This is a genomic window from Trinickia symbiotica, from assembly GCF_003028655.1.
GTDB lineage: Bacteria > Pseudomonadota > Gammaproteobacteria > Burkholderiales > Burkholderiaceae > Trinickia > Trinickia symbiotica_A.
The window spans coordinates 34817-61000 of the sequence record NZ_PYUC01000003.1 but is presented as its reverse complement, the minus strand read 5'-3'; the positions used below and the strand labels follow the sequence as shown (position 1 = coordinate 61000).

23 protein-coding genes, 1 tRNA gene and 1 pseudogene are annotated in these 26184 nt (G+C 64.9%); 6 read left to right on the top strand and 19 right to left on the bottom strand.

From position 1 onward, the window contains the following. Nucleotides 1-100: 100 nt before the first annotated feature. The 6 genes from C9I57_RS06305 to C9I57_RS06280 form a co-directional block, all read right to left on the bottom strand. Nucleotides 101-718 carry a 50S ribosomal protein L25/general stress protein Ctc gene (locus C9I57_RS06305; RefSeq protein ID WP_107149800.1) on the bottom strand — a complete coding sequence of 206 codons (618 nt, stop codon included), beginning with the start codon at nt 716-718 and terminating at the stop codon, nt 101-103. 207 nt (nt 719-925) lie between these two features. Next, nucleotides 926-1882, bottom strand: a complete 957-nt coding sequence (locus C9I57_RS06300; protein WP_107150156.1) for a ribose-phosphate pyrophosphokinase — start codon at nt 1880-1882, stop codon at nt 926-928. A 39-nt stretch (nt 1883-1921) separates the two neighbouring features. After that, nucleotides 1922-1998: transfer RNA gene (locus C9I57_RS06295), tRNA-Gln, on the bottom strand. 53 nt (nt 1999-2051) lie between these two features. Continuing rightward, complete coding sequence (ispE, locus tag C9I57_RS06290) at nt 2052-2957, bottom strand: 4-(cytidine 5'-diphospho)-2-C-methyl-D-erythritol kinase (protein WP_107149799.1); 906 nt, start codon at nt 2955-2957, stop codon at nt 2052-2054. Between the two features lie 80 nt (nt 2958-3037). Next, nucleotides 3038-3664, bottom strand: coding sequence for a lipoprotein insertase outer membrane protein LolB (gene lolB / locus C9I57_RS06285; protein ID WP_107150155.1), 627 nt, complete (start codon nt 3662-3664; stop codon nt 3038-3040). Between the two features lie 83 nt (nt 3665-3747). After that, a complete protein-coding gene (locus C9I57_RS06280) occupies nt 3748-5592 on the bottom strand; it encodes a tetratricopeptide repeat protein (RefSeq protein ID WP_107149798.1) in 1845 nt (614 codons plus the stop codon). 157 nt (nt 5593-5749) lie between these two features. Between C9I57_RS06280 and mutM the strand changes: the two genes are divergently transcribed. Together mutM and mutY are read left to right on the top strand one after the other, a co-directional pair. Continuing rightward, nucleotides 5750-6577, top strand: a complete 828-nt coding sequence (gene mutM / locus C9I57_RS06275; RefSeq protein WP_107149797.1) for a bifunctional DNA-formamidopyrimidine glycosylase/DNA-(apurinic or apyrimidinic site) lyase — start codon at nt 5750-5752, stop codon at nt 6575-6577. Nucleotides 6578-6613: 36 nt separating this feature from the next. Then, complete coding sequence (gene mutY / locus C9I57_RS06270) at nt 6614-7726, top strand: A/G-specific adenine glycosylase (RefSeq protein WP_107149796.1); 1113 nt, start codon at nt 6614-6616, stop codon at nt 7724-7726. A 34-nt stretch (nt 7727-7760) separates the two neighbouring features. On the opposite strand, the gene C9I57_RS06265 is transcribed toward mutY, so the two are convergent. The 11 genes and pseudogenes from C9I57_RS06265 to kdsD form a co-directional block, all read right to left on the bottom strand. Then, a complete protein-coding gene (locus tag C9I57_RS06265; protein WP_107149795.1) occupies nt 7761-8396 on the bottom strand; it encodes an LON peptidase substrate-binding domain-containing protein in 636 nt (211 codons plus the stop codon). A gap of 37 nt (nt 8397-8433) precedes the next feature. After that, nucleotides 8434-9348 (bottom strand): RNase adapter RapZ, encoded by a 915-nt coding sequence (gene rapZ, locus C9I57_RS06260; protein ID WP_107149794.1) that lies wholly within the window; start codon nt 9346-9348, stop codon nt 8434-8436. 85 nt (nt 9349-9433) lie between these two features. Continuing rightward, the gene (hprK, locus tag C9I57_RS06255; RefSeq protein ID WP_107149793.1) at nt 9434-10402 is read right to left on the bottom strand and encodes an HPr(Ser) kinase/phosphatase; all 969 of its coding nucleotides are present in this window, start codon (nt 10400-10402) and stop codon (nt 9434-9436) included. Nucleotides 10403-10534: 132 nt separating this feature from the next. After that, nucleotides 10535-11048 (bottom strand): annotated as a pseudogene (gene ptsN / locus C9I57_RS06250) (PTS IIA-like nitrogen regulatory protein PtsN). A gap of 345 nt (nt 11049-11393) precedes the next feature. After that, entirely contained in the window at nt 11394-11750 is a 357-nt protein-coding gene (gene hpf, locus C9I57_RS06240) for a ribosome hibernation-promoting factor, HPF/YfiA family (protein WP_018443657.1), read from the bottom strand. Nucleotides 11751-11931: 181 nt separating this feature from the next. After that, nucleotides 11932-13437: an RNA polymerase factor sigma-54 gene (locus tag C9I57_RS06235; RefSeq protein WP_107149790.1), complete on the bottom strand. Its 1506-nt coding sequence runs from the start codon at nt 13435-13437 to the stop codon at nt 11932-11934. A 207-nt stretch (nt 13438-13644) separates the two neighbouring features. Further along, nucleotides 13645-14370 carry an LPS export ABC transporter ATP-binding protein gene (gene lptB, locus C9I57_RS06230; protein WP_107150154.1) on the bottom strand — a complete coding sequence of 242 codons (726 nt, stop codon included), beginning with the start codon at nt 14368-14370 and terminating at the stop codon, nt 13645-13647. A 77-nt stretch (nt 14371-14447) separates the two neighbouring features. Beyond that, the gene (gene lptA / locus C9I57_RS06225) at nt 14448-15107 is read right to left on the bottom strand and encodes a lipopolysaccharide transport periplasmic protein LptA (RefSeq protein ID WP_026230226.1); all 660 of its coding nucleotides are present in this window, start codon (nt 15105-15107) and stop codon (nt 14448-14450) included. A gap of 23 nt (nt 15108-15130) precedes the next feature. Then, nucleotides 15131-15730, bottom strand: a complete 600-nt coding sequence (gene lptC / locus C9I57_RS06220; RefSeq protein WP_107149789.1) for an LPS export ABC transporter periplasmic protein LptC — start codon at nt 15728-15730, stop codon at nt 15131-15133. Continuing rightward, nucleotides 15727-16275: a KdsC family phosphatase gene (locus C9I57_RS06215; RefSeq protein ID WP_107149788.1), complete on the bottom strand. Its 549-nt coding sequence runs from the start codon at nt 16273-16275 to the stop codon at nt 15727-15729. Before C9I57_RS06215 ends, lptC begins: the two co-directional genes overlap by 4 nt. Next, nucleotides 16275-17258 carry an arabinose 5-phosphate isomerase KdsD gene (kdsD, locus tag C9I57_RS06210; protein ID WP_107149787.1) on the bottom strand — a complete coding sequence of 328 codons (984 nt, stop codon included), beginning with the start codon at nt 17256-17258 and terminating at the stop codon, nt 16275-16277. The genes C9I57_RS06215 and kdsD overlap by 1 nt, the downstream gene beginning before the upstream one ends. Nucleotides 17259-17395: 137 nt before the next feature. Here kdsD and C9I57_RS06205 point away from each other — a divergent pair, with 137 nt between their 5' ends. The 4 genes from C9I57_RS06205 to purU all read left to right on the top strand — a co-directional run bounded on the left by C9I57_RS06205 (nt 17396) and on the right by purU (nt 21932). Further along, nucleotides 17396-19399, top strand: coding sequence for a monovalent cation:proton antiporter family protein (locus tag C9I57_RS06205; protein WP_107149786.1), 2004 nt, complete (start codon nt 17396-17398; stop codon nt 19397-19399). 114 nt (nt 19400-19513) lie between these two features. Then, nucleotides 19514-20080 carry an adenine phosphoribosyltransferase gene (locus C9I57_RS06200; protein ID WP_107149785.1) on the top strand — a complete coding sequence of 189 codons (567 nt, stop codon included), beginning with the start codon at nt 19514-19516 and terminating at the stop codon, nt 20078-20080. Between the two features lie 58 nt (nt 20081-20138). After that, complete coding sequence (locus C9I57_RS06195) at nt 20139-21005, top strand: NUDIX hydrolase (protein ID WP_107150153.1); 867 nt, start codon at nt 20139-20141, stop codon at nt 21003-21005. A 57-nt stretch (nt 21006-21062) separates the two neighbouring features. Continuing rightward, a complete protein-coding gene (purU, locus tag C9I57_RS06190; protein ID WP_107149784.1) occupies nt 21063-21932 on the top strand; it encodes a formyltetrahydrofolate deformylase in 870 nt (289 codons plus the stop codon). Nucleotides 21933-21979: 47 nt separating this feature from the next. Here the strand turns inward: purU and C9I57_RS06185 are convergent, their stop codons facing one another. Continuing rightward, nucleotides 21980-23065: an AI-2E family transporter gene (locus C9I57_RS06185; protein WP_107149783.1), complete on the bottom strand. Its 1086-nt coding sequence runs from the start codon at nt 23063-23065 to the stop codon at nt 21980-21982. 67 nt (nt 23066-23132) lie between these two features. Next, nucleotides 23133-25994 carry an excinuclease ABC subunit UvrA gene (uvrA, locus tag C9I57_RS06180; RefSeq protein ID WP_107149782.1) on the bottom strand — a complete coding sequence of 954 codons (2862 nt, stop codon included), beginning with the start codon at nt 25992-25994 and terminating at the stop codon, nt 23133-23135. Nucleotides 25995-26184: the final 190 nt, after the last annotated feature.

The window sequence follows — 26184 nt, the reverse complement described above, 5'->3', positions numbered from 1 at the left end:
TCTTGCTACCCTCGAAAAAAAACCCGCCGGGGCGAGCCGCGGCGGGTCACGTCGTCCGTTTCAGCGAAACGGATCGAGAGGATATCGATCGACGAAATCCTTAGGCGGCAGGCGTCTCGCCGGCTTCGCCTTCGGCAGCTTCGCTCGAAACCGCAGCGGCCGGCACGGCGGCAGCCGCGACGACGGGATTTTCCGCCTCGACGCGAGCCGCGAGCGAAACGCCCTTCGGCAGCGTGATGTCCTTGGCGTGCAGCGATTGGCCGGCTTCGATCTTCGAGAGATCGAGCTCGATGAATTCGGGCAGATCACCAGGCAGGCACTCGACTTCGATCTCGGTCACGACGTGCGAGATCACGGCGCCGCCGAGCTTGACGGCCGGGTTCGTTTCCTGATTCATGAAGTGCACGGGCACTTTCGTGTGCAGCTTCTTCTTCGGATCGACGCGCTGGAAGTCCACGTGCAGCACGAGTTGGCGGAACGGGTGGTACTGCACGTCACGCAGGAGGACCTGCTGCGATTTGCCGGCCACTTCGAGGTCGAGGATCGACGAGTGGAAGGCTTCTTTCTTCAACGCGTGCCAGAGGGCGTTGTGATCGAGTTCGATCAGTTGCGGTTGCTCTGCTGCGCCATACACGATCCCCGGCGTCTTGCCGGAGTTGCGCAGGCGGCGGCTCGCACCCGTACCTTGCAGGTTGCGCTCGAAAGCGACGACTTTCATGTTCAATCTCCATGAACTGCCCGCGACCAGGCAGTGAATAAGGGCGCTTCGGCTCGCATGCGAACGATCGCACACGGCGCCAAATGACCGCCCTGCGAAAACGGCGCGCTTGCCCAACCAACCAAAGGCTCACCGCGCCCATTACACGGAAAACGCGCGGCTTCATGCCGCGCCATTTCCGCAAACACTATCATTGTTGCCGTTTGCTCAGCTCTCGGCGAACAGCGACATCACCGAATCGCCGCGACGGATCCGCGAGAACGTCTCGGCAAGTAGCCCCGCGCACGAGAGCGTCCGGATCTTCGTCGATCCGCGCGCTTCGTCGCTGAGCGGAATCGTGTCGGTCACGACGAGCTCATCGAGCGCCGAGTTCGCGAGACGCTCGGCCGCGCCGCCCGACAACACCGGGTGCGTGGCATAAGCGACGACCTGCTTCGCCGCGCGCTCCTTCAGCACTTGCGCGGCCTTGCAGAGCGTACCTGCCGTGTCGACCATATCGTCCATGATCACGCAGGTGCGCCCCTCGACTTCACCGATGATGTTCATCACTTCGGCGACGTTCGCTTTCGGACGGCGCTTGTCGATGATGGCGAGATCGCAATTGAGCTGCTTGGCGAGCGCGCGCGCCCGCACGACGCCGCCGACATCGGGCGACACGACGAGCAGATCCTCGTAGTTCTGCTTGCGCAGATCGCCGAGCAAAACGGGCGTCGCGTAGATGTTATCCACGGGGATATCGAAGAAGCCCTGGATCTGATCGGCGTGCAGATCCATCGTGATGATCCGCTCGACGCCGGCGATCTCCAGCATGTTCGCCACGACCTTCGCCGATATCGCGACGCGCGCCGAACGCGGACGGCGATCCTGACGCGCGTAGCCGAAGTAGGGGATGGCCGCCGTGATCCGCCCTGCCGACGCGCGCTTCAGCGCATCGACCATGATCATGAGCTCCATCAGGTTGTCGTTCGTCGGCGCGCAAGTCGATTGCAGGACGAAGACGTCCTTGCCGCGCACGTTTTCCTGAATCTCGACCTGAATCTCGCCGTCGGAGAAACGGCTCACCATCGCTTTGCCGAGGGGAATGCCGAGGATTTTGACGACTTCTTGTGCAAGCGCTGGATTCGCGTTGCCAGTAAACACCATCAGGCCGTCATGGCTGCTCATCATGCACCTGCTGCTCGAGGCGGGAACTACGAGAATGTTTGGCAGGGGAGGAAGGACTCGAACCCTCGCATGCCGGAATCAAAATCCGGTGCCTTGACCAACTTGGCGACTCCCCTACACTGACTCAGCGCTTCGCCGGACCTGTAGGCAGTCCGACGATGCGAAACTTTCACGCCGCGAAGGCGAAGAGCGGATGCGTATCGAGACTCGGCGCGAGAGCGCTCCTCCAATCCGCTCGACCACGCGCAAGCAGCTTGGCTTGCGCTTGTTCCGCTTCGGCGATGCTGGAAAAGGCGGCGAACACGCTCGCACCCGAACCAGTCATCCGCGCGGGTGCCGTATCTCCGAACGTATCGTCAAACCATTCGAGCACCTGCGCGACTTCCGCGTATTTTCCCACGACAACGGGTTGCATGTCATTCCGGCCGAAACTGTCTGGCCATCTTGCATCGCAACTTTGCTGTGCGAGAAAGTCCGTAATTGTGACGGCTTTCGAGTCGCGTGTCAACGACTCGTCGGAAAAAATCGCAGCGGTCGGCACGTGCACGTTCGGTGTCACGACGAGAAAGCAGCGGCTCGGCAGCGACACGGCCGCCAACGCCTCGCCGACGCCCTGCGCGAAGGCGTTTTTCCCGTACACGAAAAACGGCACGTCGGCGCCGAGCTCGAGGCCGAGCGCTTGCAGGGTGGCTCGCGGCAGTCCGAGCTTCCAGAGCCGATTGAGCGCGAGCAGCGTCGTTGCCGCGTCGGAACTCCCGCCGCCGAGGCCGCCGCCCATCGGCACCCGTTTCTCGATTTCGATGTCGACCCCGAAGCCCGTGCCCGTATGCGCCTTCAATAGCGTTGCGGCGCGCACGACCAGATCCGCCGGTTCGGGCACGCCCGGCACCTCGGTCTTCCTGCGGACCTCGCCGTCGGCGCGCAGCGTGAAGTGAAGCCTGTCGCCCCAGTCGAGCAGCTGAAATACGGTCTGCAGCGAGTGATAGCCGTCCGGTCTGCGGCCCGTGATATGCAAAAAGAGATTGAGCTTGGCGGGCGCCGGGCAATCCCGCAGCGAGTCTTTCGTTTCGATCATGCTTTCGTTGTGTGCAGCAGTGGCGGCTGGCGGTGCGCCGCCCGGTTGGTTCGCGGCGCTCTCGCCAGCCGGCACGGCAATCAGCGATCCAGCACGAGCTTGATCGCGAGCGGCGGATCGCTGCGCGTCAAATCGACGCGCTTGACGCCGACCTCGGGTGCGTCCGTGTAGGCGAGATACTGGATCGTCCAGCCATCCTGATCGATCTCCTTGAGCCGTGTTCCGGCTTGAGGGTCGACGATCGTTTTCGCTTGCGAGGTCGGGGCCGGCGACGGCTGCAGCCAGTACCGCAGGCCTTCGACGGGCAATGCGAATCCGAGTGCGTTATGCATCAGCGTGCCGACATTGTCGGCCGTGAGCGGTTGACGATTGGGCAGCTCGAGCGTCGCGGCGGACGGCGACGACGTGACGATCGCCAGTGTCTGGCCGAACGGGTTCAAGAGCTGCAGCGTGACGGTATCGCCTTGTTCCTGCCAGTCGAAATTGCCGTAGGCGTTTTGCGGCCGGCCGTACCGGTCGGTGTAGCTCACCGAGAACCGGCCGTGATAGGCGCGACTCGTCTGTGTCGAAAGAGCCGTCGCGGCGTTCGATGTCGACGGTCCGCGCGTTGGCGCGACCGAGCAGCCCGCGAGCAGTGCGATGGCCATCGTCGTTGCCGACGCGAGCGGCAAAGCGATGCCACGCGTGCGGCGCGGCGCGAGCGCCATGAACCGCCGCCCGAGATGCAGCGGACGCGCAAAACGGAGGTAGCGCGCAACGCGCGCCAGAAAATCGCTGACGTTCACGTGCATCAAAGATCGTTGCTGTTCACCTGGAAGCGCTTGAGCGTCTTCACGAGCGTATCGTTGTCCGGCTCGAGCTTGCGCGCGTCGCGCCATGCGGCAAGCGCCTTGGCTTGGTCTCCGCTCTTCCAGAGCACCTCGCCGAGATGGGCGCCGATCTCGGCGTTCGGCTGAAGATCGAAGGCGCGGCGCAAGAGCTTGGCCGCGTCCGTCGTATCGCCGAGCCGGTATTTCACCCAGCCGAGACTGTCCATGATGAAGGCGTCGTTCGGCGCCAGGGCCGAGGCCTTCTCGATGAGCTTCTCGGCTTCGTCGAGATTCCGGTTGCGATCGGCGAGCGAGTAGCCGAGCGCGTTGTAGGCCTGCGGATTGTCGGGCTGAACCTTGATGAGCTGGCGCAGCTTCGACTCCATCAGATCGTAATGGCCGTTCTTTTCCGCGGCCATTGCGTAGTCGTAGATGATCTCGGGATCGTTGGGCATCGCGTCATCCGCGGCCGAGAGCCGGCTCTCCGCCTCGGGGTAGCGCTTGGCATCGAAGAGGATCGCCGCGTCGGTGCGCGCGATGAGCGCTTGCGCATGCGGGTCCGGGCTCTGCAGATCGGCGAGCATCTTGCGCGCCTCGTCGATCTTGCCCGCCTTCGCGAGCAACTGCGCGCGCGTCACGCGCGCGGCGGTATATCGCGGGCTGTCCGGCGAGACCTTGTCGAGCCACTTCGCGGCCTCACCCTCGTTCTTCTGCTCGAGCGCGATCTGCGCGAGGAAGATGTAAGCCTGCCCCGGGTCCGCGCCCGGCGTTTTCTCGGTCAGCTCGGCATATTGCTGCAGGTATTTCTGCGCGCTCTCGTACTGCTTTTGCTGAACCTTGATGAGGCCGAGCGCCATCAACGGCGTCGGATCGTGCGAATCGAGGCTGTGCATCGCCTCGAACTGCTTTTGCGCATCGTCGATGCGGTCGCTCGACAGGTAGAGCTGCGCGAGTGCGAGCCTGGCGTCGTGCGACTTCGGGTTCTGCTTGACGTATGACTCGAACGTCGAGATGGCTTCGTTGCGCGCATCGGGACCCATCTGCGCGAGCGAGAGCGCGGCAGGCAGGTAATCGGGCTTCAGCTTCAGCGCGCGCTCGAACGACGAGCGCGCGCCCGGCTGGTCGTCGGCGAGCAGCTGCTGGCGGCCCACCGCGAGCTGCGCCTCGGGCCGGCCGAGATCGTTCTTGGCGAGATCTTTGAGGACCTGCAGCCCGCCCACATGATTCGGTCCGCGCGCGAGCAGCACCTGCAGCGCGACGATCGCGTTGCCGCGGTCCTGTTCCGGGACCTTGGCGAGCTCGGCCGCGAGCAGCGGCTCGGCATCTTCGGGCTTGCCCGACAGGACGAGCAGCGACGCGTCGAGTTGGGCGGCGCGCTCGGAATCGGGCGCGTACTGGCGCCAAAGCTGAGCGGCCGTCAATGCGTCGGCTGGGCTCTGCGCCGCAATCGCGATTTCGGCCGCGCGCTGCGCCATGCGCGGATCGTGCGTGTCGCGCGCGAGCGAAAGATAAGTCTGGTACGCCGGGGCCGGTTCGTTGCGTTGCAACGCAATCTCGGCCGCGAGCACCTGAAAGACGATTTGGCTCGACAACTCGACGTTCGGCAGGTCCTGCGTCTCGGCCGGGAGCGACGGCGCGAAGGCGTCCGCCGGCGCGGCCGCAGCCGAATCGTCAGAAGGAGCGGGATCTTGCGCAAACGCCGGTGCGGCGAGGGCGAGCGTCCAGGCACAGACGACGGCGGCGGCGATGCGGCCGAGCGGCGCGGCGCACCGGGCGGAGCGCACGCTGCCTGCGCGCGGCGATTGCGGCTTCAGGGACAAAATCATGGAGATCCGTTCGAGGGTTTCGGACGATTGTAACGCGCTCGCTACAATACACGCAGATTCGACGATGCAAGTTACACACCCATTCCTCGCCATTAACCGCCATTTATGAGACCGCCCGTACGCTCACCGCGTTCGCTGCCCGGGGAGGCGCGCCGACATGCCTGAATTGCCAGAAGTGGAGGTGACGCGGCGCGGCATCGAGCCGTACGTCCGCGGCCGCCTCGTCGAGCGCGTCGACGTGCGCTCCGGCGCTTTGCGATGGCCCGTGCCGCCCGAGCTCGGCGCGATGCTCTCGCGCCGCAAGATCATCGGCGTGGGGCGGCGCGGCAAGTATCTGCTCTTCGAAGTCGACGAGGGCTGGTTCATCGTTCACCTCGGCATGACGGGCACGCTGCGCGTGCTGCCGCATGCTGGCCTCCCCGCGCCGGCCAAGCACGATCATATCGACTGGATCTTCGACGAATTCGTGCTGCGCTACCGCGACCCGCGCCGTTTCGGCGCCGTCCTCTGGCACCCGCGTGCGGCGGGCGACGTGAACACGCATCCGCTGCTCGCCGGGCTCGGGGTCGAGCCGTTCGGGACGGAGTTCTCGGGCCGGCTCATCCACGAGCGAACGCGCGGACGCACGATGTCGATCAAGCAGGCGCTGCTCGGCGGCGAAATCGTCGTGGGCGTCGGCAACATCTACGCCTCCGAAAGCCTCTTTCGCGCGGGGGTGCGGCCGACCACGGCGGCGGGGCGTCTCTCGGCGGCGCGCTGCGACAGGCTGGCCGACGCGATCCGCGCGACGCTTACGGATGCGATCGCGCGTGGCGGCAGCACATTGAAAGACTTCGTCGGCAGCGACGGCGAGAGCGGTTACTTTCAACTCGACTGCTTCGTCTACGATCGAGCGGGACAGCCCTGCCGCGTATGCGGGACGCCGATTCGCCACCTCGTGCAGGGGCAGCGGTCGACCTATCATTGCCCTCGCTGCCAGCGCTGAGCCGGCCGCGGCTTCAAGCCGATACCTTACCTTTCCATGTCCGAACCAGCGATCGCTACGAGTTCACCCACTGTCGCCCTGCAATTCGCTTTCGCCGAGCGCCTGATCGCCTGGCAGCGCCGTCACGGCCGCCACGACTTGCCCTGGCAGAACACGCGCGATCCGTACCGGATCTGGCTTTCGGAAATCATGCTCCAGCAGACACAGGTTGCGACAGTCATCCCCTATTACGCGAAGTTTCTCGCGCGCTTTCCCGACGTCGCCGCGCTTGCCGCGGCGCCGATCGACGATGTCATGGCCTCATGGGCAGGGCTCGGCTATTACTCGCGTGCACGCAATCTCCATCGCTGCGCGCAGGTCGTCGTCGAGCAGTTTGGCGGCGCCTTTCCCGCGACTCCCGATGCGTTGGCGCAATTGCCCGGCATTGGCCGCTCGACGGCTGCCGCCATTGCGTCGTTCTCATTCGGTGCGTGCGCAACGATTCTCGATGGCAACGTAAAGCGTGTGCTTGCGCGCGTGTTCGGGGTCGACGGCTTTCCGGGAGAAAAGCGCGTCGAAAACGCCATGTGGGCATTGGCGGAGTCGCTGATGCCGGCCGCCGATGCGAGCGACGCCGATCTCTCGGCCTACACGCAAGGCTTGATGGATCTCGGCGCAACGCTCTGCGTGCGCGGCAAGCCCGATTGCGCGCGCTGCCCGTTCGCCGAGGACTGCGTCGCCAATGCGACGGGCCGCCAGCGCGAATTGCCGGCGGCGCGTCCGAAGAAAGTCGTGCCGACGCGCCGGACGTGGATGCTCGTCTTGCGCGACGGCGGCTCCGTGCTGCTCGAACGGCGGCCGCCCGCGGGCATCTGGGGCGGGCTCTGGAGCTTGCCGGAAGCGACCGACGAATCGTCGCTCGCCGAGCGCGCGCGCACGCTGGGGGCGACGGCGCCGCTTGCGCCGCTCACGCCGCTCACGCATACGTTCACGCACTTCAGGCTCGATATCGAGCCGCGCGTGGGCCGGCTCGACGTTGCCGCGACGCGGGCAAGTCTCGATGCGCGCGACGGCGACAGCGCCTGGGTGCCGCTCGCCGACATCGAGGCTTACGGCGTACCGGCGCCCGTTCGCAAGCTGCTCGATGCCTTGCAGGGCAGCTTGCTTTAGGTTGCCTGAGCGGGCTCGACAGGCGGCGGAGGCGTCAAAGCAGCTGGCGGTGCTGCATGTAGTGATGAACGCAATCGATGCGCGCACCCGCGTCGGTCATCTCCATGAGCTTCTGGCGCGTGCGCAGGGGAATCGGCAGCACCTCCGCGAGCCGATTCGACACCCAGGCCGGATCGTCGAAGCGGAACGGCTCGGCGAACGGCAGGCTGTCGGCGTCGCGCTCGCGGATCGTCTCGATGATGCGCTCGAGCACTTCGGCGCAGGCGCCGAACTTGGCGAGCGCGTCGCTGCCTTCGAGCGGAATGTCGTCGGGCAGCAGCTCGGCCGAGCCGACGAGAAGGCCGCTCGGCTCGACGCGATGCGAGAGCAGCCGAAAGCGCTTGCCCCCGCGGGCACGCACGTGCAGCATGCCGAACGTGTCGACGTCGCATTCCTCGATCGCGGCGAGGCATCCGACGGGCTCGGGGACGCAGGGCTCATCGGCATTCGCGACTTCGGAGCCGCTCTTGATGAGGCACACGCCGAATGGGCTGCTTTCGCGCAGGCAGGTGCGGGTCATGTCCAGGTACCGTGCCTCGAAAATCTTGAGCGGCAAAAGCCCATCGGGAAAGAGCACGGAGTGAAGCGGAAAAAGCGGTAGATCGGCGTAGACGGCTGGGTTCGTGGACATGGCGCGAGCTTCAGAGGGGCCGCGCGTGCGCGGCAAGTTAGGCCATGTGGCCAGAGGCCACTGATCTCGACGATTCGCCGACTTCCATCGGCGCGTCACGGTGCCGCACGATAACCGTTGCTTCGCGAGCGAGACGCGCGGCGAGCGTCTCCGCGATGAATACCGATCGGTGCTGGCCCCCCGTGCACCCGATCGCGATCGTCAGGTAGCTGCGGTTATCGTCGCGAAACCGCGGCAGCCATTTCAGGACGAACGAATAGATGTCGTCGATCATTTCATGCACGATCGGCAATGCATCGAGATACTCGATGACGGCCTGATCGCGCCCGGTCAGCGGACGCAACCGGTGGTCGTAATAGGGATTCGGCAACGCGCGCACGTCGAAGACGAAATCGGCATCGAGCGGCAGGCCGCGCTTGAAGCCGAACGATTCGAACATCAGCAGCAGCCCTTCGCGCTCGTCTTCGATAAAGCTCTTGACCCAGGCGCGCAGCACGTTCGCGCGCAGGTTGCTCGTGTCGATCTGGTGCCCGAACTCGGCAAGCGGCGCGACGAGCTCGCGCTCACGCTCGATCGCCTCCTCGAGCGACGCCATGAGCCCGATGTCGGCGTCGCGCGCGGGAGGTCCCGATAGAGGATGGCGCCGCCGCGTTTCGGAGAAGCGTTGAATCAGTGCTTGAGTGCTCGCGTTGAGAAACAGCACGCGCACATGGTGCTCGCTCGCGAGATCGCGAATGATGCCGGGCATTTCGTCGAGCGAGGCGCTCGAGCGCGCGTCGATCGCGACGGCGAGCCGTTCGTGACCTTCCTCGCCGTTCGCGAGGAATTGCGCGAGCTCGGGCAAAAAGCGCGGCGGCAGATTGTCGACGCAGTAGTAGCCCGCGTCCGCGAGCGCGTTCAATGCGACGGATTTGCCGGAGCCGGAGATGCCGGTGATCAGAACAATGCGCATGGAGGATGACCCGTTCGTTTCATCATAGCACCTGGTTCCGGCTCTATCGCGAGCCGCCGCTTCGCGAGCCGCCGCTTCGCGCGCGTCACATCAGCTTGCCGGGAAGTTGACTGTCCGGATCCTGCATGGCGAGACGCTGACGATCCATGAAATCGCGCAGCGTATCGATGCCGCGAAGCTGCAGAATCGTGTTGCGCACGGCGGCCTCGACGAGCACGGCAAGGTTGCGACCCGCCGCCACCTGGATCGTGACCTTGCTGATCGGCAGGCCGAGCACGTCGACGGTCTGGCTCTCGAGCGGTAGCCGCTGAAACTCGCCGTCGGGCCGGCGCACGAGCTGGACGATGAGCTTCAACTTCATCTTCCGCCGCACGGCGGTCTCACCGAAGATCGTCTTGATGTCGAGCAGGCCGAGGCCGCGAACTTCGAGCAGGTTTTGCAAAAGCGGCGGGCAGCGCCCTTCGACGAAGTCGGGCCCGAGGCGCACGAAGTCGACGGCATCGTCCGCGACGAGCCCGTGTCCGCGGCTGATCAGCTCGAGGCCGAGCTCGCTTTTGCCGAGGCCCGAATCGCCGGTCAGCAGCACACCCATGCCGAGGATGTCGAGAAACACGCCGTGCAGCGTCGCGCGCGGCGCGAGAATGCGCGACATGTAAAGCCGCAGATTGTCGATGACGGCGGCCGCCGACATCGGCGTCGTGAAGAGGGGCGTCGACGAACGCGTACATCGCAGCACGAGCTCGGGCGGTGCCGGCGCGCCCCCGGCCACGACGAGAAACGGCGGCTCGAGTGCGATCAGCTCGGCCATGTGGCGCGAGCGGTCTTCGTCGGTCTGACGTTGGTAGTAGTAGATTTCGGCTTCACCGAGCACCTGGATCCGGTTTGGGTGGATGAGGTTCAGGTGGCCGACGAGATCGGCGCTCGAGGTCGCATTCGCGACCGTCTCCGCCGAAAAACCGCGTTCCCAGCCCTCATGCCCCGTCAGCCAGCTCAGCTTGAGTGAGGTGGCGTTGTCGTCGAAGATGCTCTGGGCGTTGATGCTGGACGTATCCATGTATCGCTGGCTCCTGGTTGGGCCGCATGGGACCCGCCTCACGCTGGACACGCGCGGCTAGGCCCTTGCCGAGTCACCGGCTCAATGCGCCTTACGCACCGTGGGGTGCGTGGCGCGCGGGCCGTGACAGTGTCAAGGGTGCCACTCAGTGAGCAGCCGATGCAACTCCTCGCGGCTCGCTTCGTGATGCAGTCGCTCGCGTGTTTCGCGATCGGACAGCAGTTGCGCGATTTCCGAAAGAATTTCGAGATGCTGCTGCGTGGCTTGTTCGGGCACGAGCAGAAAAATCAGCAACGAAACCGGTTGTCCGTCGGGCGATTCGAACGGGATCGGCTGCTCGAGGCGCACGAAGGCCGCGAGCGGATGCTTGAGCCCCTTGATCCGGCCGTGCGGGATCGCGACGCCTTCGCCGAGCCCTGTCGAGCCGAGCCGCTCGCGCGCGAACAGATTGTCCGTGACCGCGCTGCGCGCGATGCCGTTCTGGTTTTCGAAGATAAGCCCTGCTTGCTCGAAGACGCGTTTCTTGCTGGTGACGGAAAGTCCGATAACGACGTTATCGAGGGGAAGGAATTTGGCTAAACGATTCATGTTGGCAGGCTTGACGCGTCGCCTGTGCGCTCCTCGCGGCAACTGACTGGTTGTCCATTTTCGGCCTTGCCCGGCGGATCATGGACGCATGGCCCTGACTTCGCGAATGGCAACTCGGCCGGCTGCCCCATCAAAATTACCGTCACATTATAGATCAGGCCCATTCGATGTTGCATCGCGGCAACCGCAACGTTGCATGCATTATGCTGGGTGGCGCGCTTTTCGCGCAATGCCGCGCGCATCGGCGCTGCCGGCGCATCGGTGGGAGGCCGCCACGGGGGCGGCCCGCTCCAGCGGCCGGAACGAAAAAACCGCCCTGATTCGGGCGGTTTTCGCGGGAAGCCCGCGCTTTGCGCGGGAAGGGCGGCGGGCGCCGACGCGGGCGCCTCGTGCCGCGCCCGGCTTATTGCTGCGGTTGCTCGCCGACCGATAGCTCCTGGTGCTTGATCGGCGCATGCTGATGCTCTTGAATCCGCCCCTTGTGGCGGACGACCTGCCGATCGAGACGATCGACCATGAGATCGATGGCGGCGTAGAGATCGCCGTTGGCACTTTCGATGAAGATGTCCTTGCCCTTCAGGTGGAGGTTGATTTCAACCTTTTGCCGCTTATCCTTTTCTTTCTGATTGTCGACCGAGAGGACCACATTGCCATCGATCACCTGATCGAAGTGTCGTAGCACCTTGTCGAGCTTGGTGATCACGTATTCCCGCAGCGCGGGCGTGACTTCGAGATGGCGTCCACTGATCTTCAGATTCATAGTGCTCTCCAAACGAATGGCCGCCTGACACCTTTGGTGCGGCAAAACCGGTCGGGAGCGGCCCGCTCGAATCATCACCCCGTGTGATCGACGAGCGGCGGGTCGTATCGGCCGGCCATTTGCGCCAACAGCATCGCGGCCGGAAACGCTCGATCCGCCCAGAACATCTGGTGCGGCGAGCTCAAAGAGACTTACGCAGATTCACTGCCGGGATCTTGAGCGCTTCGCGGTATTTCGCCACTGTCCGGCGTGCCACCACGAAGCCCTGTTCCGCCAGCAGTTCGGCTATGCGGCTGTCTGAAAGAGGCGTCTTCGAGTCTTCTGCTCCTATCAGTTGCTTGATGAGCGCGCGAATGGCCGTCGAGGAGGCCGCGCCCCCCGTATCGGTCGACACGTGTGAACCAAAGAAGTACTTGAACTCCAGCGTTCCGAACGGGGTAAGCATGTACTTCCCCGTCGTGACACGCGAGACGGTCGACTCGTGCAGGCCCAGCGTATCAGCTATTTCCCGCAAAACCAAGGGGCGCATCGCGATTTCGCCGTGCGCGAAAAAGTTCTTCTGGCGCTCGACGATCGCCTGCGCGACGCGCAGGATCGTCTCGAAACGCTGTTGAATGTTCTTGATGAGCCAGCGCGCCTCCTGCAACTGCTGACGCAACGAGCCGCTGCCCGGATCGCCGCGGTTGTTGCGCAGGATGTTCGCATAGAGATGGTTGATCCGAAGGCGTGGCACCACCTCGGGATTCAACTCGGCTTGCCAGCCCTGCGCCGTCCGTCTGACGATGATGTCGGGCACCACGTAATCGGCTTCCGCCTTGCCATAGGCCGCCCCTGGGAACGGCTCGAGCGAGCGGATCAGCGCGTGCGCGTCGCGCAATGCGTCGTCGCTTGCCTTCAGCTGCTTTTTCAGGCGCGTGAAGTCGCGTGCGGCCAGCAGCTCGAGATGATGCGCGGCGATTTCGAGCGCAAGCTTGCGGGTGGCGCTATCGGGCAGCCGCAAGAGCTGCAACTTCAGGCATTCCGAGGCCGAGCGCGCGCCCACGCCGGCCGGATCGAAGCTTTGCAGCAGGGCGAGCGCCGCGGACAGCTCGTCGAGATCGACCTCCAGCTCTTCCGGTATGTCGGCGAGCACTTCATCGAGCGACGATGTCAGGTAGCCGTCGTCGTCGAGCGATTCGATGAGGAAGGTGACGAGTGCCCGATCGCGCGGACCCGCCTGCGTAACGCGCAGTTGCGCCATCAGATGGTCGCGCAGCGTCGTTGTCGATTCGTGAATCTGCAGCGGCGGCAGGTCGTCGTCGTCGGACGAGGGGGCCGACCGGCCGTAATCATCGAGATTCCACTGCGACGCATCGGCGTTGTCGGATGACGACAGGCCGTTGTATTCGTCGGTAGCGGCCGGCTCGGCGCCGTCGGCTCGTTCCGTTTCGGCCGCGGGCGCCGAGCCGCTCATCGGCTCAGCCGTGGCGGGCGCGGGCGTCTGGGCGATGACCGAGCCGTCCGCCGCGACGCGCAGCGGGCTCGCGATCCATTCGTCCTCGGTCTCGAGCAGCGGATTTTGCGCGCACGCGGTCGCGACCTCCTGCTGGAGTTCGAGCGTCGACAACTGGAGCAGTCGAATCGACTGCTGCAGCTGCGGCGTCAGCGCAAGATGCTGCGATAGGCGGAGTTGGAGGCTGGCTTTCATGGCGGTTGGCTTTCATTGTAGAGACTTTGCCATCGGCGCGAAACCTCGATGACGCAGTGCTCGACCATTCCGGAAGGGGGAATGCCGGGGCTCCATGTGGCCCCGAAAACCTCGCGGGTCCGCAGGCCGGCGCGGCCCTGCCGGCGGCGCGGCGCAGGGGGAGGTCGGGTCGCGGCCAGCCGCCTCGGGCCGGCCCCAAGCGTCCCGTTACATCCGGAAGTGCTCGCCGAGATAGACGCGCCGGACGCTTTCGTTCTCGATGATTTCGCGCGGGGCCCCCGCGGCGAGTACGCTGCCGTCGCTGATGATGTAGGCGTGGTCGCAGATTCCAAGCGTTTCGCGCACGTTGTGGTCGGTGATGAGCACCCCGATATTGCGCTGCTTCAGGAATTTGACGATTTTCTGGATTTCGAGCACGGCGATGGGATCGACACCCGCGAACGGCTCGTCGAGCAGAATGAAGCTCGGATTCGTCGCGAGGGCGCGCGCGATTTCGACGCGGCGCCGCTCGCCGCCTGACAGCGAAAGCGCCGGATTTTCGCGCAGATGCGCGATTTGCAGCTCGTCGAGCAGCGCTTCCGTGCTTGCCTCGATGGCAGACTTCGAGAGCCGCTTGCCGTTTTCATCGGTTTGCAGCTCGAGCACGGCACGGATGTTCTGCTCGACCGTCAGCTTGCGGAACACCGAGGCCTCCTGGGGAAGGTAGGAGAGCCCGAGCGCCGCGCGCTTGTGAATCGGCATGAGGCTGATCGAGTTGCCGTCGAGCACGATTTCGCCGGCGTCGAGCGGCACGAGGCCGACGATCATGTAGAACGACGTCGTCTTGCCCGCGCCGTTCGGGCCGAGCAGGCCGACGACTTCGCCGCTCTTCACGTCGAGCGACACATCCTTGACGACGGTGCGGGAGCCATAGCGTTTCCTCAGATTGCGCACGACGAGCGAGCTCGTCGCCTTGAGAGGCTCGCTCCGAGGAGTGGCGACAGCCTGCGCGGCGGTGCTGGAGAGCGTGTTCACTGCTGCGGTGTTCCTTGAATGCCGGCGGCCGGCGCGAGCGTCGCCGAAGCGCCGCCAAGCGGAGGCGGCGCGCCGTTGCGCGGCGCGAGCATGGCGCGCACGCGGCCGGTCGGATTGCCGGGGCTGGCCACGTCCTTGCCGGCCTTGGCCGTATAGAAGTCGGTTTGCCCGTCGTAGGTGATGACGCTGCCGTGGACCGTGTCCATCACCGTCGAGAGGCCCTGCAATCGACGCACGGTCGCATTCGTCGTGAGCGTCGTCAAGTCCTGCTTGCCGTCATAGTCGATCTTCTCGGCGGTGCCGTCGATGTACTCGTCGACGCCGTCGCGTTTTTGCCGGAAATAGGCGAGATCGGTACTGCCCTTGTTCATCGTTCCCGTCGCGTACTGATAGCCCTCGGGATCCTGATGGACCGCGACGCGATCGGCTCGGATGACGATCGTGCCCTTCGTCGCGACGACGTGACCCGTAAAGATTGTGAGCTGCTTCAGGTCGTCGTACGTCATGTTGTCCGCTTCGATGTTGAGCGGCTTGTCGCGGTCCGCCCGCTCGGCATGCGCGCGCGGCGAGAGCGTCGCGCACGCGAGCGCGGCGAGCATCGCCGCGAGAAACGCGCGCGTGCGATGTGGCCCGTGGAAAAAGGACGTTTCGTTCATGCGGTCCATACGTAAGGACGGGGTCACTTCGCCTTGGCCCCGGAAGCGTCCGATGCGGCGATGTTTCCGCGGACGTTCCCGAATAGCTGCATGACCCGGGTGACATTGTTGTAATTCATTGCGTTGGCCGTCGTGATCGACAGGCCGCGCCGCAGTTTAACCGGCTTTTCGGTCTCGATGACGTCGTCGTTCACGAGCACGCGAAAGTGCGAGGAATCGGCCTGCATTTCGGGATCGCCGTAGCCCGGCGCGCGCAGGATGCGCGCGTGGTCGTAGAGATCGACGATCGACGCGTCGGAATTCACGGTGCCGCGCTCGCCCGTGGCCGTCACGATCGGCTTGCCGGGCTGGAACGCACGGATGGCCGGGTGCGTGAGGTCGCTGTTCTCGTCGTCCTCGTAATGGATCATCTTCGTCGCCGTGAGCCGGTACTGTGTCGCGCCCGACTGATCGAGCTCCGAGACCGAGAAGTTTTCGGCGAAATAATCGGGCGAATGCGTCTTCGGCCGCTCGGCGCCCTCGCTCGCGGGCGGCCGGGTAGCCTGGAGCAGCCAGTAGGTCCCGCCCGCGAGGGCGGTCATCGCGAGTAACGAGATCAGCGAGGTGAGCCGCGTGGCGTTCATGTGCCGTGCGCTCCCAACGCAACGGCGAGCATCTCGTCGTAGCGGTGCTGGGCCCGCAGGATCGCGTCGCAGACTTCGCGGGCGGCGCCGTGGCCGCCGCGTGCCTGCGACACCCAGTGCGCGCGCGCGATGACTTCGGGATGCGAATTGGCCGGCGCGGCCGCGAAGCCGCATTGCACCATGACCCCGAGGTCGGGCCAGTCGTCGCCCATGTAGCCGCATACGTCGGGCGTATGGCCCGTCGCGCGCAGCAGTTCGGCGAAGACGACGGCCTTGTTCGCGGCGCCTTGGTGGACATGCGAGATTTTCAGCTCCTGCGCGCGCCGCGCAACGATCTCGGAGTGTCGGCCCGTGATGATCGCCGTTTCGATGCCCGCCGTGCGCAACAGGTTCAGGCCGTAGCCGTCCATGGAATTGAACGGTTTCATGTAATCGCCTTCGGCCGTGAACATGAGGCTGCCGTCGGTCAGCACTCCATCGACGTCGAAAATCATCAGCTTGACGCGGCTCGCGCGTTCGGCGGCCGTGAGAGGCACAGCGGCCATCAGATCACCTTCTTCGAAAACAGATCGTGCATGTTGAGCGCGCCGATCAGCTTGCTCTCTTCGTCGACGACGAGCAGCTGATTGATGCGGTAGCGCTCCATCAACTCGACGGCCTCCACGGCGAGGTGATCGGCCACGATCGTGCGCGGTCCGCGCGTCATCACCTCGACGATCGGCAATTCGCGAAAATCGCCCGTGCGCTCGAGCACACGGCGCAGGTCGCCGTCGGTGAAGATGCCCGTCACGCGATCGCCGTCGTCGACGATCGCCGTCATTCCCATGCGCTTCGCCGTCAGTTGAAAGAGGGCGTCGCTGACGGTTGCCGTGGTCGGCACCTTCGGGAGCTGATCGCCCGTGCGCATCACGTCGCGCACGTAGGTGAGCAGCCGCCGCCCCAGCGCGCCGCCCGGGTGCGAGCGTGCGAAATCGTCGGGGCCGAAGCCGCGCGCGTCGAGCACCGCGACGGCGAGCGCATCGCCGAGCGCGAGCGCCGCCGTCGTGCTGGCCGTCGGCGCAAGATTCATCGGACATGCCTCTTTCTCGACGCCCGAGTCCAGATGAACGTCCGCGAGCTTGGCGAGCGTCGATTCGGGGCGGCCCGTCATCGCGATCAGCTTGGCGCCGATGCGCTTGACGAGCGGCAGGATCTCGATGAGCTCTTCCGATTCGCCGGAATTCGAGACGGCAACGAAGACGTCGTCGGCCGTGACCATGCCGAGATCGCCGTGACTGGCTTCAGCCGGGTGGACGAAGAAGGCCGGAGTGCCGGTGCTTGCAAACGTCGCGGCGAGCTTGCGCGCGACGTGGCCCGATTTGCCGATGCCCGAGACGACGACGCGCCCTCTGCAGCCTAGCAATAGACCGACGGCGGCGACGAAGCCACCGTCGATGCGCTCGGCGAGGGCGCGTACCGCATCGGCCTCGATGTCGAGCACGTTCCGGGCGAGCGCCACCGCCCGGTCGCCATTGATTTTCGCTATCATTCGGCGAGTATAACAAAGGCGTTTGCCGCGCCGGACGCTGCCGGGACCGAGAGAGGCGTGCGGCGGGCCGAGGCGGCGCTTTCCTTCCAACGCGCGGCGCGGCTGTCGCAGATGAGACGAACGAGGACGCTTCGCACGTGATATCCCCGCTCGAGATGACCCTGCTGCTGCTGCTCGCTTCGGTGGCAGGCGTCGTGCTGTTTCGGATTCTCAACCTGCCGCCGATGCTCGGCTACCTGTCGGTCGGCATCATCGTCGGGCCTCACGCGCTCGGCATCGCGCCGGATACCGAGCGCGCGCAGCATCTCGCCGAGTTCGGCGTCGTGTTCCTGATGTTTTCCATCGGCCTCGAATTCTCGCTCGCCAAGCTGCGCGCGATGAGAAAGCTCGTGTTCGGCCTGGGCCTGCTGCAGGTGATCGGCACGGTCGGGGTCGCGGTGCTCACGGGCGCGATCTTCGAGCGATGGGTGCACGTGACCTGGCAGGGATCGGTCGCGCTCGGCGGCGCGCTGGCGATGTCGTCGACGGCCATCGTCAGCAAGATGCTCGCCGAGCGCCTCGAGATCGAGACCGAGCACGGCCGCAACATCTTCGGCGTGCTGCTGTTCCAGGATCTCGCGGTCGTGCCGCTGCTCATCGTCATCGCCGCGTTGGGCGGCGACACGCACGATCTGCCGGCGACGCTTTCCGTGGCGGCGCTGAAGATCGTCGTCGCGCTCTCGCTCCTGCTCATCGTCGGCCAGCGCTTCATGACGCGCTGGTTCAACGTCGTCGCGCGGCGGCGCTCACAGGAACTTTTCGTGCTGAACGTCCTGCTCGTCACGCTCGGCGCGGCCTTCGTCACGGACAAGTTCGGCCTTTCGCTCGCGCTCGGCGCGTTCATCGCGGGCATGCTCATCGCCGAGACGCCGTATCGGCATCAGGTCGAAGAAGACATCAAGCCGTTTCGCGACGTGCTGCTCGGCCTTTTCTTCATCACGACGGGCATGCTGCTCGACCCGCGCGTGCTGCTCGCGCATCCGTTGATGGTGCTGGCGTTCCTGATCGGTCCGGTGCTGCTCAAGGTCGTCATGATCACGAGCCTCGCGCGGCTTTTCGGCGCGATGCCCGGCGTCGCGATGCGCACGGGACTCGGGCTCGCGCAAGCCGGCGAGTTCGGCTTCGTACTTTTGAATCTGATTCAGGACAAGCATCTCGTCGACGCCACGCTGCTGCAGGCGATTCTCGCGTCGATGCTGCTCTCGATGCTCGCGGCGCCGCTCATCATCCAGAACGCCGATCGGATCGTGCTGCGCCTGTCGTCGACGGAATGGCTGCAGCAGTCGCTGCAAATGACGCGGATCGCGACGCAGAGCCTGCGTCAGCAGGCTCACGTAATCATTTGCGGCTATGGTCGCGCGGGCCAGAACCTCGCGCGCATGCTCGAGCACGAGGGACTTCCCTATGTCGCGCTCGACCTCGATCCCGATCGTGTCTCGGCCGCGGCGGCAGCGGGCGAATCGGTGGTGTTCGGCGATGCCGCCCGGCGCGAATCGCTCGTCGCCGCGGGCATTCATCGCGCCGCGGCGCTTGCGATCACCTATGCCAATACGCCGTCCGCGCTACGCGTGCTGCACAACGTGCACGAGCTCGAGCCCGCGCTGCCCGTCATCGTGCGCACCGTCGACGACGCCGACCTCGAAAAATTGCTCGCCGCCGGCGCGACGGAAGTGATCCCCGAGATCGTCGAGGGCAGCCTGATGCTCGCATCGCATACGCTCGTGGTGATGGGCGTGCCGATGCGGCGCGTCGTGCGTCGCGTCGAGGAGATGCGCGACGAGCGCTACAGCCTGTTGCGCGGATATTTCCGCGGCGCCGACGATCTCGGCGACGACGACGGGCACGAGCAGGTGCGGCTACAATCGGTGCCTGTCGACGACAATGCCGAAGCCGTCGGACGCACGCTCGAGGAGCTCGGGCTCGCCGGACTCGGGGTCGAGGTCACCGCGATCAGACGCCACGGCATTCGCGGCGTCGAGCCGGGGCCCGAGACGAAGCTGCGCGCCGCCGACATCGTCGTGCTGCGCGGCCAGCCCGAAGCGCTCGCGCAGGCCGAGGAACGCTTGACGAGGAGCCGCCGCGCGGGTGCCACGGCCGTTTGAGCGGCGCCGAACGCCGCCGGGCTCGCCATGCGCTCGAGCCCGTCGCCCACTCACCGTTTTTGATCGATCAGGTCCGCCAAACCGAGGGCGGACCGCCTTTGTTCGGAGAAGTCCATGCCCCACGCGCCCGCGGACACGCCGCACGACGCCGCCGCGTTCATCAAGAGCCAGGTTCGCACGATTCCCGACTGGCCGATGGCCGGCGTGCAGTTTCGCGACATCACCCCGCTCTTGCAGCGGCCGAAGACGCTGCGGGTCCTCATCGACCTTTTCATCGAGCGCTATGTCGAAGCGAAACTCGACTATGTCGCTGGCCTCGATGCACGCGGTTTCATCATCGCGCCAATCGTCGCCTACGAACTCAATATCGGCTTCATTCCCATCCGCAAGATCGGCAAGCTGCCGTACAAGACCGTGTCTGAATCGTATGCGCTGGAGTACGGCACGGCGACGGTCGAGATCCACGAGGACGCATGCGGCGCCGGCGATCGAGTCGTCATCCTCGACGATCTGATCGCGACCGGCGGCACGATGATGGCCGGCAAGAAGCTCCTCGAGCGGCTTGGCGCCGTCGTTGTCGAAGGCGCGGCGATCATCGATCTGCCCGATCTCGGCGGCTCGAAGCTGCTGCGCGAGAACGGGCTGCCGCTTTTTACGGTCACCGAGTTCGGCGGGCACTGAACATGAAGCGAAGTCCATGCTCACTTCGTCCCTTGCCCGCCCGCTCGAGGGGACCGAGATGACTCTGCCTTGCATCGTCGCGGCGCGCCGGTTCGATCCCCGCGCCCACCGTTCGTTCTGGCTCGCCGGACGCCAGGTCGGCTGGATCCGCGAGAGCGATCTGCCGCAGCTCGCGCGCTGGCCTGACGTGTTCGATATCGAGCCGGCCCGCGTCGTGCTCGCCTCGCGCTTCGACGGAACCCCCGACAGCCGGTCCTCCGCGCTCGGCGCCGTCATCGGCGCGCTGGCCGCCGCCGGCGGCATCGTCGGCTGGCGCGACGAAATCTACGCGATTCGCAACGCGTTCGACGATGAGCCGCTCGCCTACATCGAACGCGCGGCGGCGCGCTTTTTCGGCACGATGACGTATGCGGTTCACTTGAACGGCATCGTAAAATACGCGGATCGCGCGCCGCAGCTATGGATTGCGCGGCGCAGCGAGACGAAGGCGACCGATCCCGGCATGCTCGACAACGTCGTCGCGGGCGGCATCGCGTGGGGTCTCGGGATCGAGGCGACGATCGCGAAGGAATGCTGGGAAGAGGCGGGCATCGGTGTGCATCTGGCCGAGCGCGCCGCACGCGGCCGGACCGTTCATGTGCTGCAGTCGATTCCCGAAGGGACGCAAGCTGAGCAGATATTTGTCTACGATCTTCCGCTGCCTGACGATTTCACGCCTCACAACCAGGACGGCGAAGTCGGCGAGCACCGGCTCGCGCGCATCGATGAGGTGGCGCGTTGGATCGAGGAAGGCGCGTTGACGGTCGACGCGAGCCTCGCGACGCTCGATTGCATGCTGCGGCATCGATGGATCGACGAAGAGGCGTGCGCCGGCATCGAGGCGCTCTTCGCGCCGCCCCCGCCGGGCGTGCCGCAGTCGATATGAAGGCGATGCGGCTCGCCGACAGCAATCGCTAAAAAACGAAAGGAGTTTTCGCTGGTCATGTCGACCGAACACAGCTTCATCCTGAAACTGTCGTGCCCAGACCGGCCCGGCATCGTGCACGCCGTCTCGGGTTTTCTTTACGAGCGTGGCGGCAACATTCTCGACTCGGCCCAATTCGGCGATAGCCGCACCGGCGAGTTCTTCATGCGCGTGCATTTTCAGCAAGTCGGCGGCGACCCGGGGCTCGATGCGCTGCGCGCGGCATTTACGCCCCTCGCCGAGCGCTTTTCGATGCGCTGGGAGGCGTATGACGCCTTGGTGAAGCCGCGCGTCGTCATTCTCGTGTCGAAGATCGGCCACTGCCTGAACGACCTGCTGTTCCGCTATCGCACGGGGCAGCTGCCGATCGAGATTCCGGCGATCATCTCGAACCACAAGGATTTCTATCAGCTCGCCGCGAGCTACGATATTCCGTTCCATCACTTTCCGCTGACGGAAGGGACGGCCGATGCGAAGGCCGCGCAGGAGGCGCGCGTCTACGAGGTCATCGAGCAAAGCCAGGCCGATCTCGTCGTGCTCGCGCGCTACATGCAGATTCTTTCGCCGACGCTTTGCGAGCGGCTGGCGGGCCGAGCGATCAACATCCACCATTCGTTCCTGCCGAGCTTCAAGGGCGCGAAGCCTTACTACCAGGCGTTCGATCGCGGCGTGAAGCTGATCGGCGCCACGGCGCACTACGTCACGACCGATCTCGACGAAGGTCCGATCATCGAGCAGGAGGTCGAGCGCGTCGATCACAGCATGACGCCGGAACAGCTGACGGCGATCGGGCGCGACGTCGAATGCGTGACGCTCGCGCGTGCCGTCAAGTGGCACACCGAGCATCGGATCGTGCTCAACGGGACGAAGACCGTCGTTTTCCGATAAGCGGCGCCAGGAAATGTCCCACGGCACGTTCGACGTGCCGCGGACATTCAAACGAGCCGCAGGTAGATGAGCTCGCGCTTGATATAAGCGTAGAAGACAGGCGCGGCGATGATGCCGGCGACGCCGAATGCCGCTTCCATGATCAGCATGGCGAGCAGCAGCTCCCACACGCGCGCCTCGATCTGGCCGCCGACGATGCGCGCATTCAGAAAGTACTCGAGCTTGTGAATCGCGATGAGAAAGCCGAGCGAGGCAACGGCCGTCGGCAGGCTGACCGATAGCGATATGGCAACGATGAGGGTGTTCGAGACGAGGTTGCCGATGACGGGCAGGAGCCCCGCGATGAACGTAATGAGGACGAGTGTCTTCGAGAGCGGCAGCCTCTCGTGGAAAATGGGCAGGGCGACGAGCAGATAGAGCGCGGTGAATACCGCATTGATCGCCGAGATCTTGATCTGAGCGAAAACGATACGTCTGAACGCATCGGAAAAACGCCCGACTCGCGTCGCCAGTGCCCGACCGAGCGGCAGTCGCTGCGCGTGCCGATCGGCCGTGATCGCGATCAAGGCGCCGAGGATCATGCCGATGAGCACGTGTCCGAACGCGCGCGCGACGTTTTTGCCGCCTTGCTGCAGCTGGTCCATGTGAGAATGGACCAGCATGCCGGCCTTCGCTTTCATTTGCTCGGCGTCGACGGGAAGCATCGTCGAAATCCAGTCGGGTGTGCGCAAGCGCGCCTGCTCGATCATCTGCATGACTTGCCCGAGCAGACTTTGGATGTTCGGCACGGTTTGCTCGAAGTGCTCGATCATGCCGATCGCGAGACTCGTCAATCCGCCGACGACCACCGTTGCCAGGATGACGACCGCGACGAGGCGTGCCAGGTGGCTCGACATATGCCGCTCGATTACCGGAGCGATCATATGGACGAGCTGATGGACGAGCATGCCGGCGAGCAGCGCGGCGAGCAGCTTCAGGTGCATGACGGCCCACATGCCGGCCAAGGCCGCGACGTAGCTGCAGGCTTCGACGACGGATAGCTTCGGCAGGCTCATGTCGCTTGTGAGACGCACGGGACGCGCAGCCTTGTCCCGCGTGGCAAGTTCCTTCGGTGCTTCGTCGCGATTACCCATGACGCCTTGTGTCTCCACCCGTATTTACGAGGCAACGTGCTCGTGCGGTGCTGCCTCGCTCGCGGCTTTAGCGCCGCTCGAGCAGCGGTGCGAGATATTTCCCTGTGAAGCTCGCCCTCGATCTCGCAATCTGCTCGGGCGTGCCTTGCGCGATGATCTGCCCGCCACCCGCGCCACCTTCGGGGCCCAGGTCGATCACCCAGTCGGCGGTTTTGATTACATCGAGATTATGCTCGATGATGACGACTGTATTGCCGTGATCGCGAAGCCGGTGGATCACTTCGAGCAGAAGCGCGATGTCGTGGAAGTGCAGGCCGGTCGTGGGCTCGTCGAGGATATAGAGCGTTCGGCCGGTATCGCGCTTCGATAGTTCGAGCGAAAGCTTGACGCGCTGGGCCTCGCCGCCCGAGAGCGTCGTGGCCGATTGCCCGAGCCGGATGTAGCCGAGGCCGACATCGAGCAGCGTCTTGAGCTTGCGTGCGATGACGGGCACCGCGCCGAAGAAATCGTGCGCCTGCTCGACTGTCATGTCGAGCACCTCGCTGATGTTCTTGCCTTTGTAGTGGACCTCGAGCGTCTCGCGGTTGTAACGCTTGCCGTGGCAGACGTCGCAAGGCACATAGACATCGGGCAGAAAGTGCATCTCCACTTTCAGTACGCCGTCGCCCTGGCAGGCTTCGCAGCGGCCGCCTTTGACGTTGAACGAGAAGCGCCCCGGATCGTAGCCGCGTTCCTTGGCGGCCGGCACGCCGGCGAAAAGCTCGCGGATCGGCGTGAACACGCCCGTGTAGGTGGCGGGATTCGAGCGCGGCGTGCGGCCGATCGGCGATTGATCGACGTTGATGACCTTGTCGAAGTGCTCGAGGCCTTCGATCGATTCGTAAGGCGCGGGCTCCGTCGACGATCCGTACAGGTGTTGCGCGACCGCGTTATAGAGCGTGTCGTTGATGAGCGTCGACTTGCCCGAGCCCGAGACGCCCGTCACGCAGGTGAGAAGGCCCACGGGCAGATCGAGCGTGACCCGCTTCAGATTGTTGCCGTGCGCTTCGACGATGCGCAGGTGGCGCTCATCGGGGTCTTTGCGCTCGTCCGGAAACTCGATCCGGCGTGTGCCCGAGAGGTATTGGCCCGTCATCGACGCGGGATCGCCCTCGACCTCCACCGGCGTGCCCTGCGCGATGATCATGCCGCCGTGCTCGCCGGCGCCCGGGCCCATGTCGACGATATAGTCGGCCATGCGGATCATGTCCTCGTCGTGCTCGACGACGACGACCGAGTTCCCGAGGTCGCGCAGGTGCTTGAGCGTCGCGATGAGCCGATCGTTGTCGCGCTGATGGAGGCCGATCGACGGCTCGTCGAGCACGTACATGACGCCCGTGAGCCCCGAGCCGATCTGCGAGGCGAGGCGGATGCGCTGGGCTTCACCTCCCGAGAGCGTGTCTGCGCTGCGCTCGAGCGAAAGATAATCGAGCCCGACGTTGTTGAGGAACATGAGCCGCGCGACGATTTCCTTCACGACCTTCTCGCCGATTTCGCGCTTCGCGCCGTCGAGCTTGAGCGTCTGGAAGTAGCCCAGCGTGTCGCGCAGCGGCCAGCCGCTCACCTCGTAGATGGCGCGCGCGTCGCCATTCGCGCCGAGCCGCACGAAGCGCGCCTCGCGGCGCAACCGTGAGCCGTCGCACGATGGGCAGGGCTGATTGTTCTGGTACTTCGCGAGCTCCTCGCGCACGGCGGCCGAGTCGGTCTCGCGATAGCGCCGCTCGAGGTTCGGGACGATGCCCTCGAAGACGTGCTCGCGCACCGTCGCGCGGCCGCGCTCGTTGATATAGGAAAACGGGATTGTCTCCTTGCCCGACCCGAAGAGAATCAGCTTCTTGATTTTTTCGGGAAGGTCCTCGAACGGCGTATCGATGTCGAACTCGTAGTAGGCCGCGAGGCTTTGCAGCATCTGGAAATAGAACTGGTTGCGCCGGTCCCATCCCTTGACCGCGCCTGCCGCGAGCGAAATCGACGGATACGCTACGACGCGCTTCGGATCGAAGAACGTGATCTGCCCGAGCCCGTCGCAATCGGGGCACGCGCCCATCGGATTGTTGAACGAGAAAAGGCGCGGCTCGAGCTCCGGCAGCGAATAGGAGCAGATCGGACAGGCGAATTTCGAGCTGAACACGTGCTCGTGCCCGTCGTCCATCTCCAGCGCGACCGCCCGGCCGTCGGCGAGCCGCAGCGCCGTCTCGAACGATTCGGCGAGACGCTGCTTGATGTCGGGGCGCACCTTCAGGCGATCGACGACGACATCGATCGTATGCTTGTCGTTCTTTTTGAGCTTCGGCAGCGAATCGACATCGTAGATCTGCGCTTCGCCCTCGTTGGCGGTGCCGCCGCCCGAGCGGATGCGAAACCGGATGAAGCCTTGCGCCTGCATCTGCTCGAAGAGCTCGGCATGCTCGCCCTTGCGATTGGCGACGACGGGCGCGAGGATCATCAGCTTCGTGTCCTCGGGCAGCGCGAGCACGGTATCGACCATCTGCGAGACGCTTTGCGCTTCGAGCGCGATGCCGTGATCCGGGCAGTAGGGCGTGCCGACGCGAGCATAGAGCAGGCGCAGGTAGTCGTGAATTTCGGTGACGGTGCCGACCGTCGAGCGCGGGTTGTGCGAGGTCGCCTTCTGCTCGATCGAGATGGCGGGTGAGAGCCCCTCGATCAGGTCGACATCGGGTTTCTCCATCAGCTGCAGGAACTGGCGCGCGTACGCGGAGAGACTCTCGACATAGCGGCGCTGCCCCTCGGCGTAGAGCGTATCGAAGGCGAGCGACGATTTGCCCGAGCCGGAGAGCCCGGTGATGACGATGAGCTTGTGACGCGGCAGGTCGAGATTGACGTTTTTCAGGTTGTGGGTGCGAGCCCCACGGATGCGAATCTGTTCCATACCTGACTGAGCGAGGGGGCGGACCAAACCTGCTACTATAACGACTTTTGCAGACAGCCGTTACGGCGTCCTTACAGCGCCTCCGCTGGGACGGCCTGGCGCCCCGAGGAAATCCCGTTGAGGGAAGGTCCCCTCGGCGGACGGGACGCGGCGTGAACGAGACGTCGAACGGCGTCGCCACCGCTACCGA

What these genes read in the sequence shown, in the direction of transcription:
- hpf (WP_018443657.1), bottom strand. Translation starts at nt 11,750, where the DNA reads ATGAATCTGAAGATCAGTGGACGCCATCTCGAAGTCACGCCCGCGCTG.
- mutM (WP_107149797.1), top strand. Translation starts at nt 5,750, where the DNA reads ATGCCTGAATTGCCAGAAGTGGAGGTGACGCGGCGCGGCATCGAGCCG.
- lptC (WP_107149789.1), bottom strand. Translation starts at nt 15,730, where the DNA reads ATGAACGCCACGCGGCTCACCTCGCTGATCTCGTTACTCGCGATGACC.
- hprK (WP_107149793.1), bottom strand. Translation starts at nt 10,402, where the DNA reads ATGGATACGTCCAGCATCAACGCCCAGAGCATCTTCGACGACAACGCC.
- rapZ (WP_107149794.1), bottom strand. Translation starts at nt 9,348, where the DNA reads ATGCGCATTGTTCTGATCACCGGCATCTCCGGCTCCGGCAAATCCGTC.
- C9I57_RS06200 (WP_107149785.1), top strand. Translation starts at nt 19,514, where the DNA reads ATGCCCCACGCGCCCGCGGACACGCCGCACGACGCCGCCGCGTTCATC.
- C9I57_RS06300 (WP_107150156.1), bottom strand. Translation starts at nt 1,882, where the DNA reads ATGAGCAGCCATGACGGCCTGATGGTGTTTACTGGCAACGCGAATCCA.
- mutY (WP_107149796.1), top strand. Translation starts at nt 6,614, where the DNA reads ATGTCCGAACCAGCGATCGCTACGAGTTCACCCACTGTCGCCCTGCAA.
- C9I57_RS06305 (WP_107149800.1), bottom strand. Translation starts at nt 718, where the DNA reads ATGAAAGTCGTCGCTTTCGAGCGCAACCTGCAAGGTACGGGTGCGAGC.
- ispE (WP_107149799.1), bottom strand. Translation starts at nt 2,957, where the DNA reads ATGATCGAAACGAAAGACTCGCTGCGGGATTGCCCGGCGCCCGCCAAG.
- lptA (WP_026230226.1), bottom strand. Translation starts at nt 15,107, where the DNA reads ATGAACGAAACGTCCTTTTTCCACGGGCCACATCGCACGCGCGCGTTT.
- uvrA (WP_107149782.1), bottom strand. Translation starts at nt 25,994, where the DNA reads ATGGAACAGATTCGCATCCGTGGGGCTCGCACCCACAACCTGAAAAAC.
- C9I57_RS06235 (WP_107149790.1), bottom strand. Translation starts at nt 13,437, where the DNA reads ATGAAAGCCAGCCTCCAACTCCGCCTATCGCAGCATCTTGCGCTGACG.
- C9I57_RS06185 (WP_107149783.1), bottom strand. Translation starts at nt 23,065, where the DNA reads ATGGGTAATCGCGACGAAGCACCGAAGGAACTTGCCACGCGGGACAAG.
- kdsD (WP_107149787.1), bottom strand. Translation starts at nt 17,258, where the DNA reads ATGATAGCGAAAATCAATGGCGACCGGGCGGTGGCGCTCGCCCGGAAC.
- C9I57_RS06265 (WP_107149795.1), bottom strand. Translation starts at nt 8,396, where the DNA reads ATGTCCACGAACCCAGCCGTCTACGCCGATCTACCGCTTTTTCCGCTT.
- C9I57_RS06195 (WP_107150153.1), top strand. Translation starts at nt 20,139, where the DNA reads ATGACTCTGCCTTGCATCGTCGCGGCGCGCCGGTTCGATCCCCGCGCC.
- C9I57_RS06280 (WP_107149798.1), bottom strand. Translation starts at nt 5,592, where the DNA reads ATGATTTTGTCCCTGAAGCCGCAATCGCCGCGCGCAGGCAGCGTGCGC.
- lolB (WP_107150155.1), bottom strand. Translation starts at nt 3,664, where the DNA reads ATGGCGCTCGCGCCGCGCCGCACGCGTGGCATCGCTTTGCCGCTCGCG.
- C9I57_RS06215 (WP_107149788.1), bottom strand. Translation starts at nt 16,275, where the DNA reads ATGGCCGCTGTGCCTCTCACGGCCGCCGAACGCGCGAGCCGCGTCAAG.
- purU (WP_107149784.1), top strand. Translation starts at nt 21,063, where the DNA reads ATGTCGACCGAACACAGCTTCATCCTGAAACTGTCGTGCCCAGACCGG.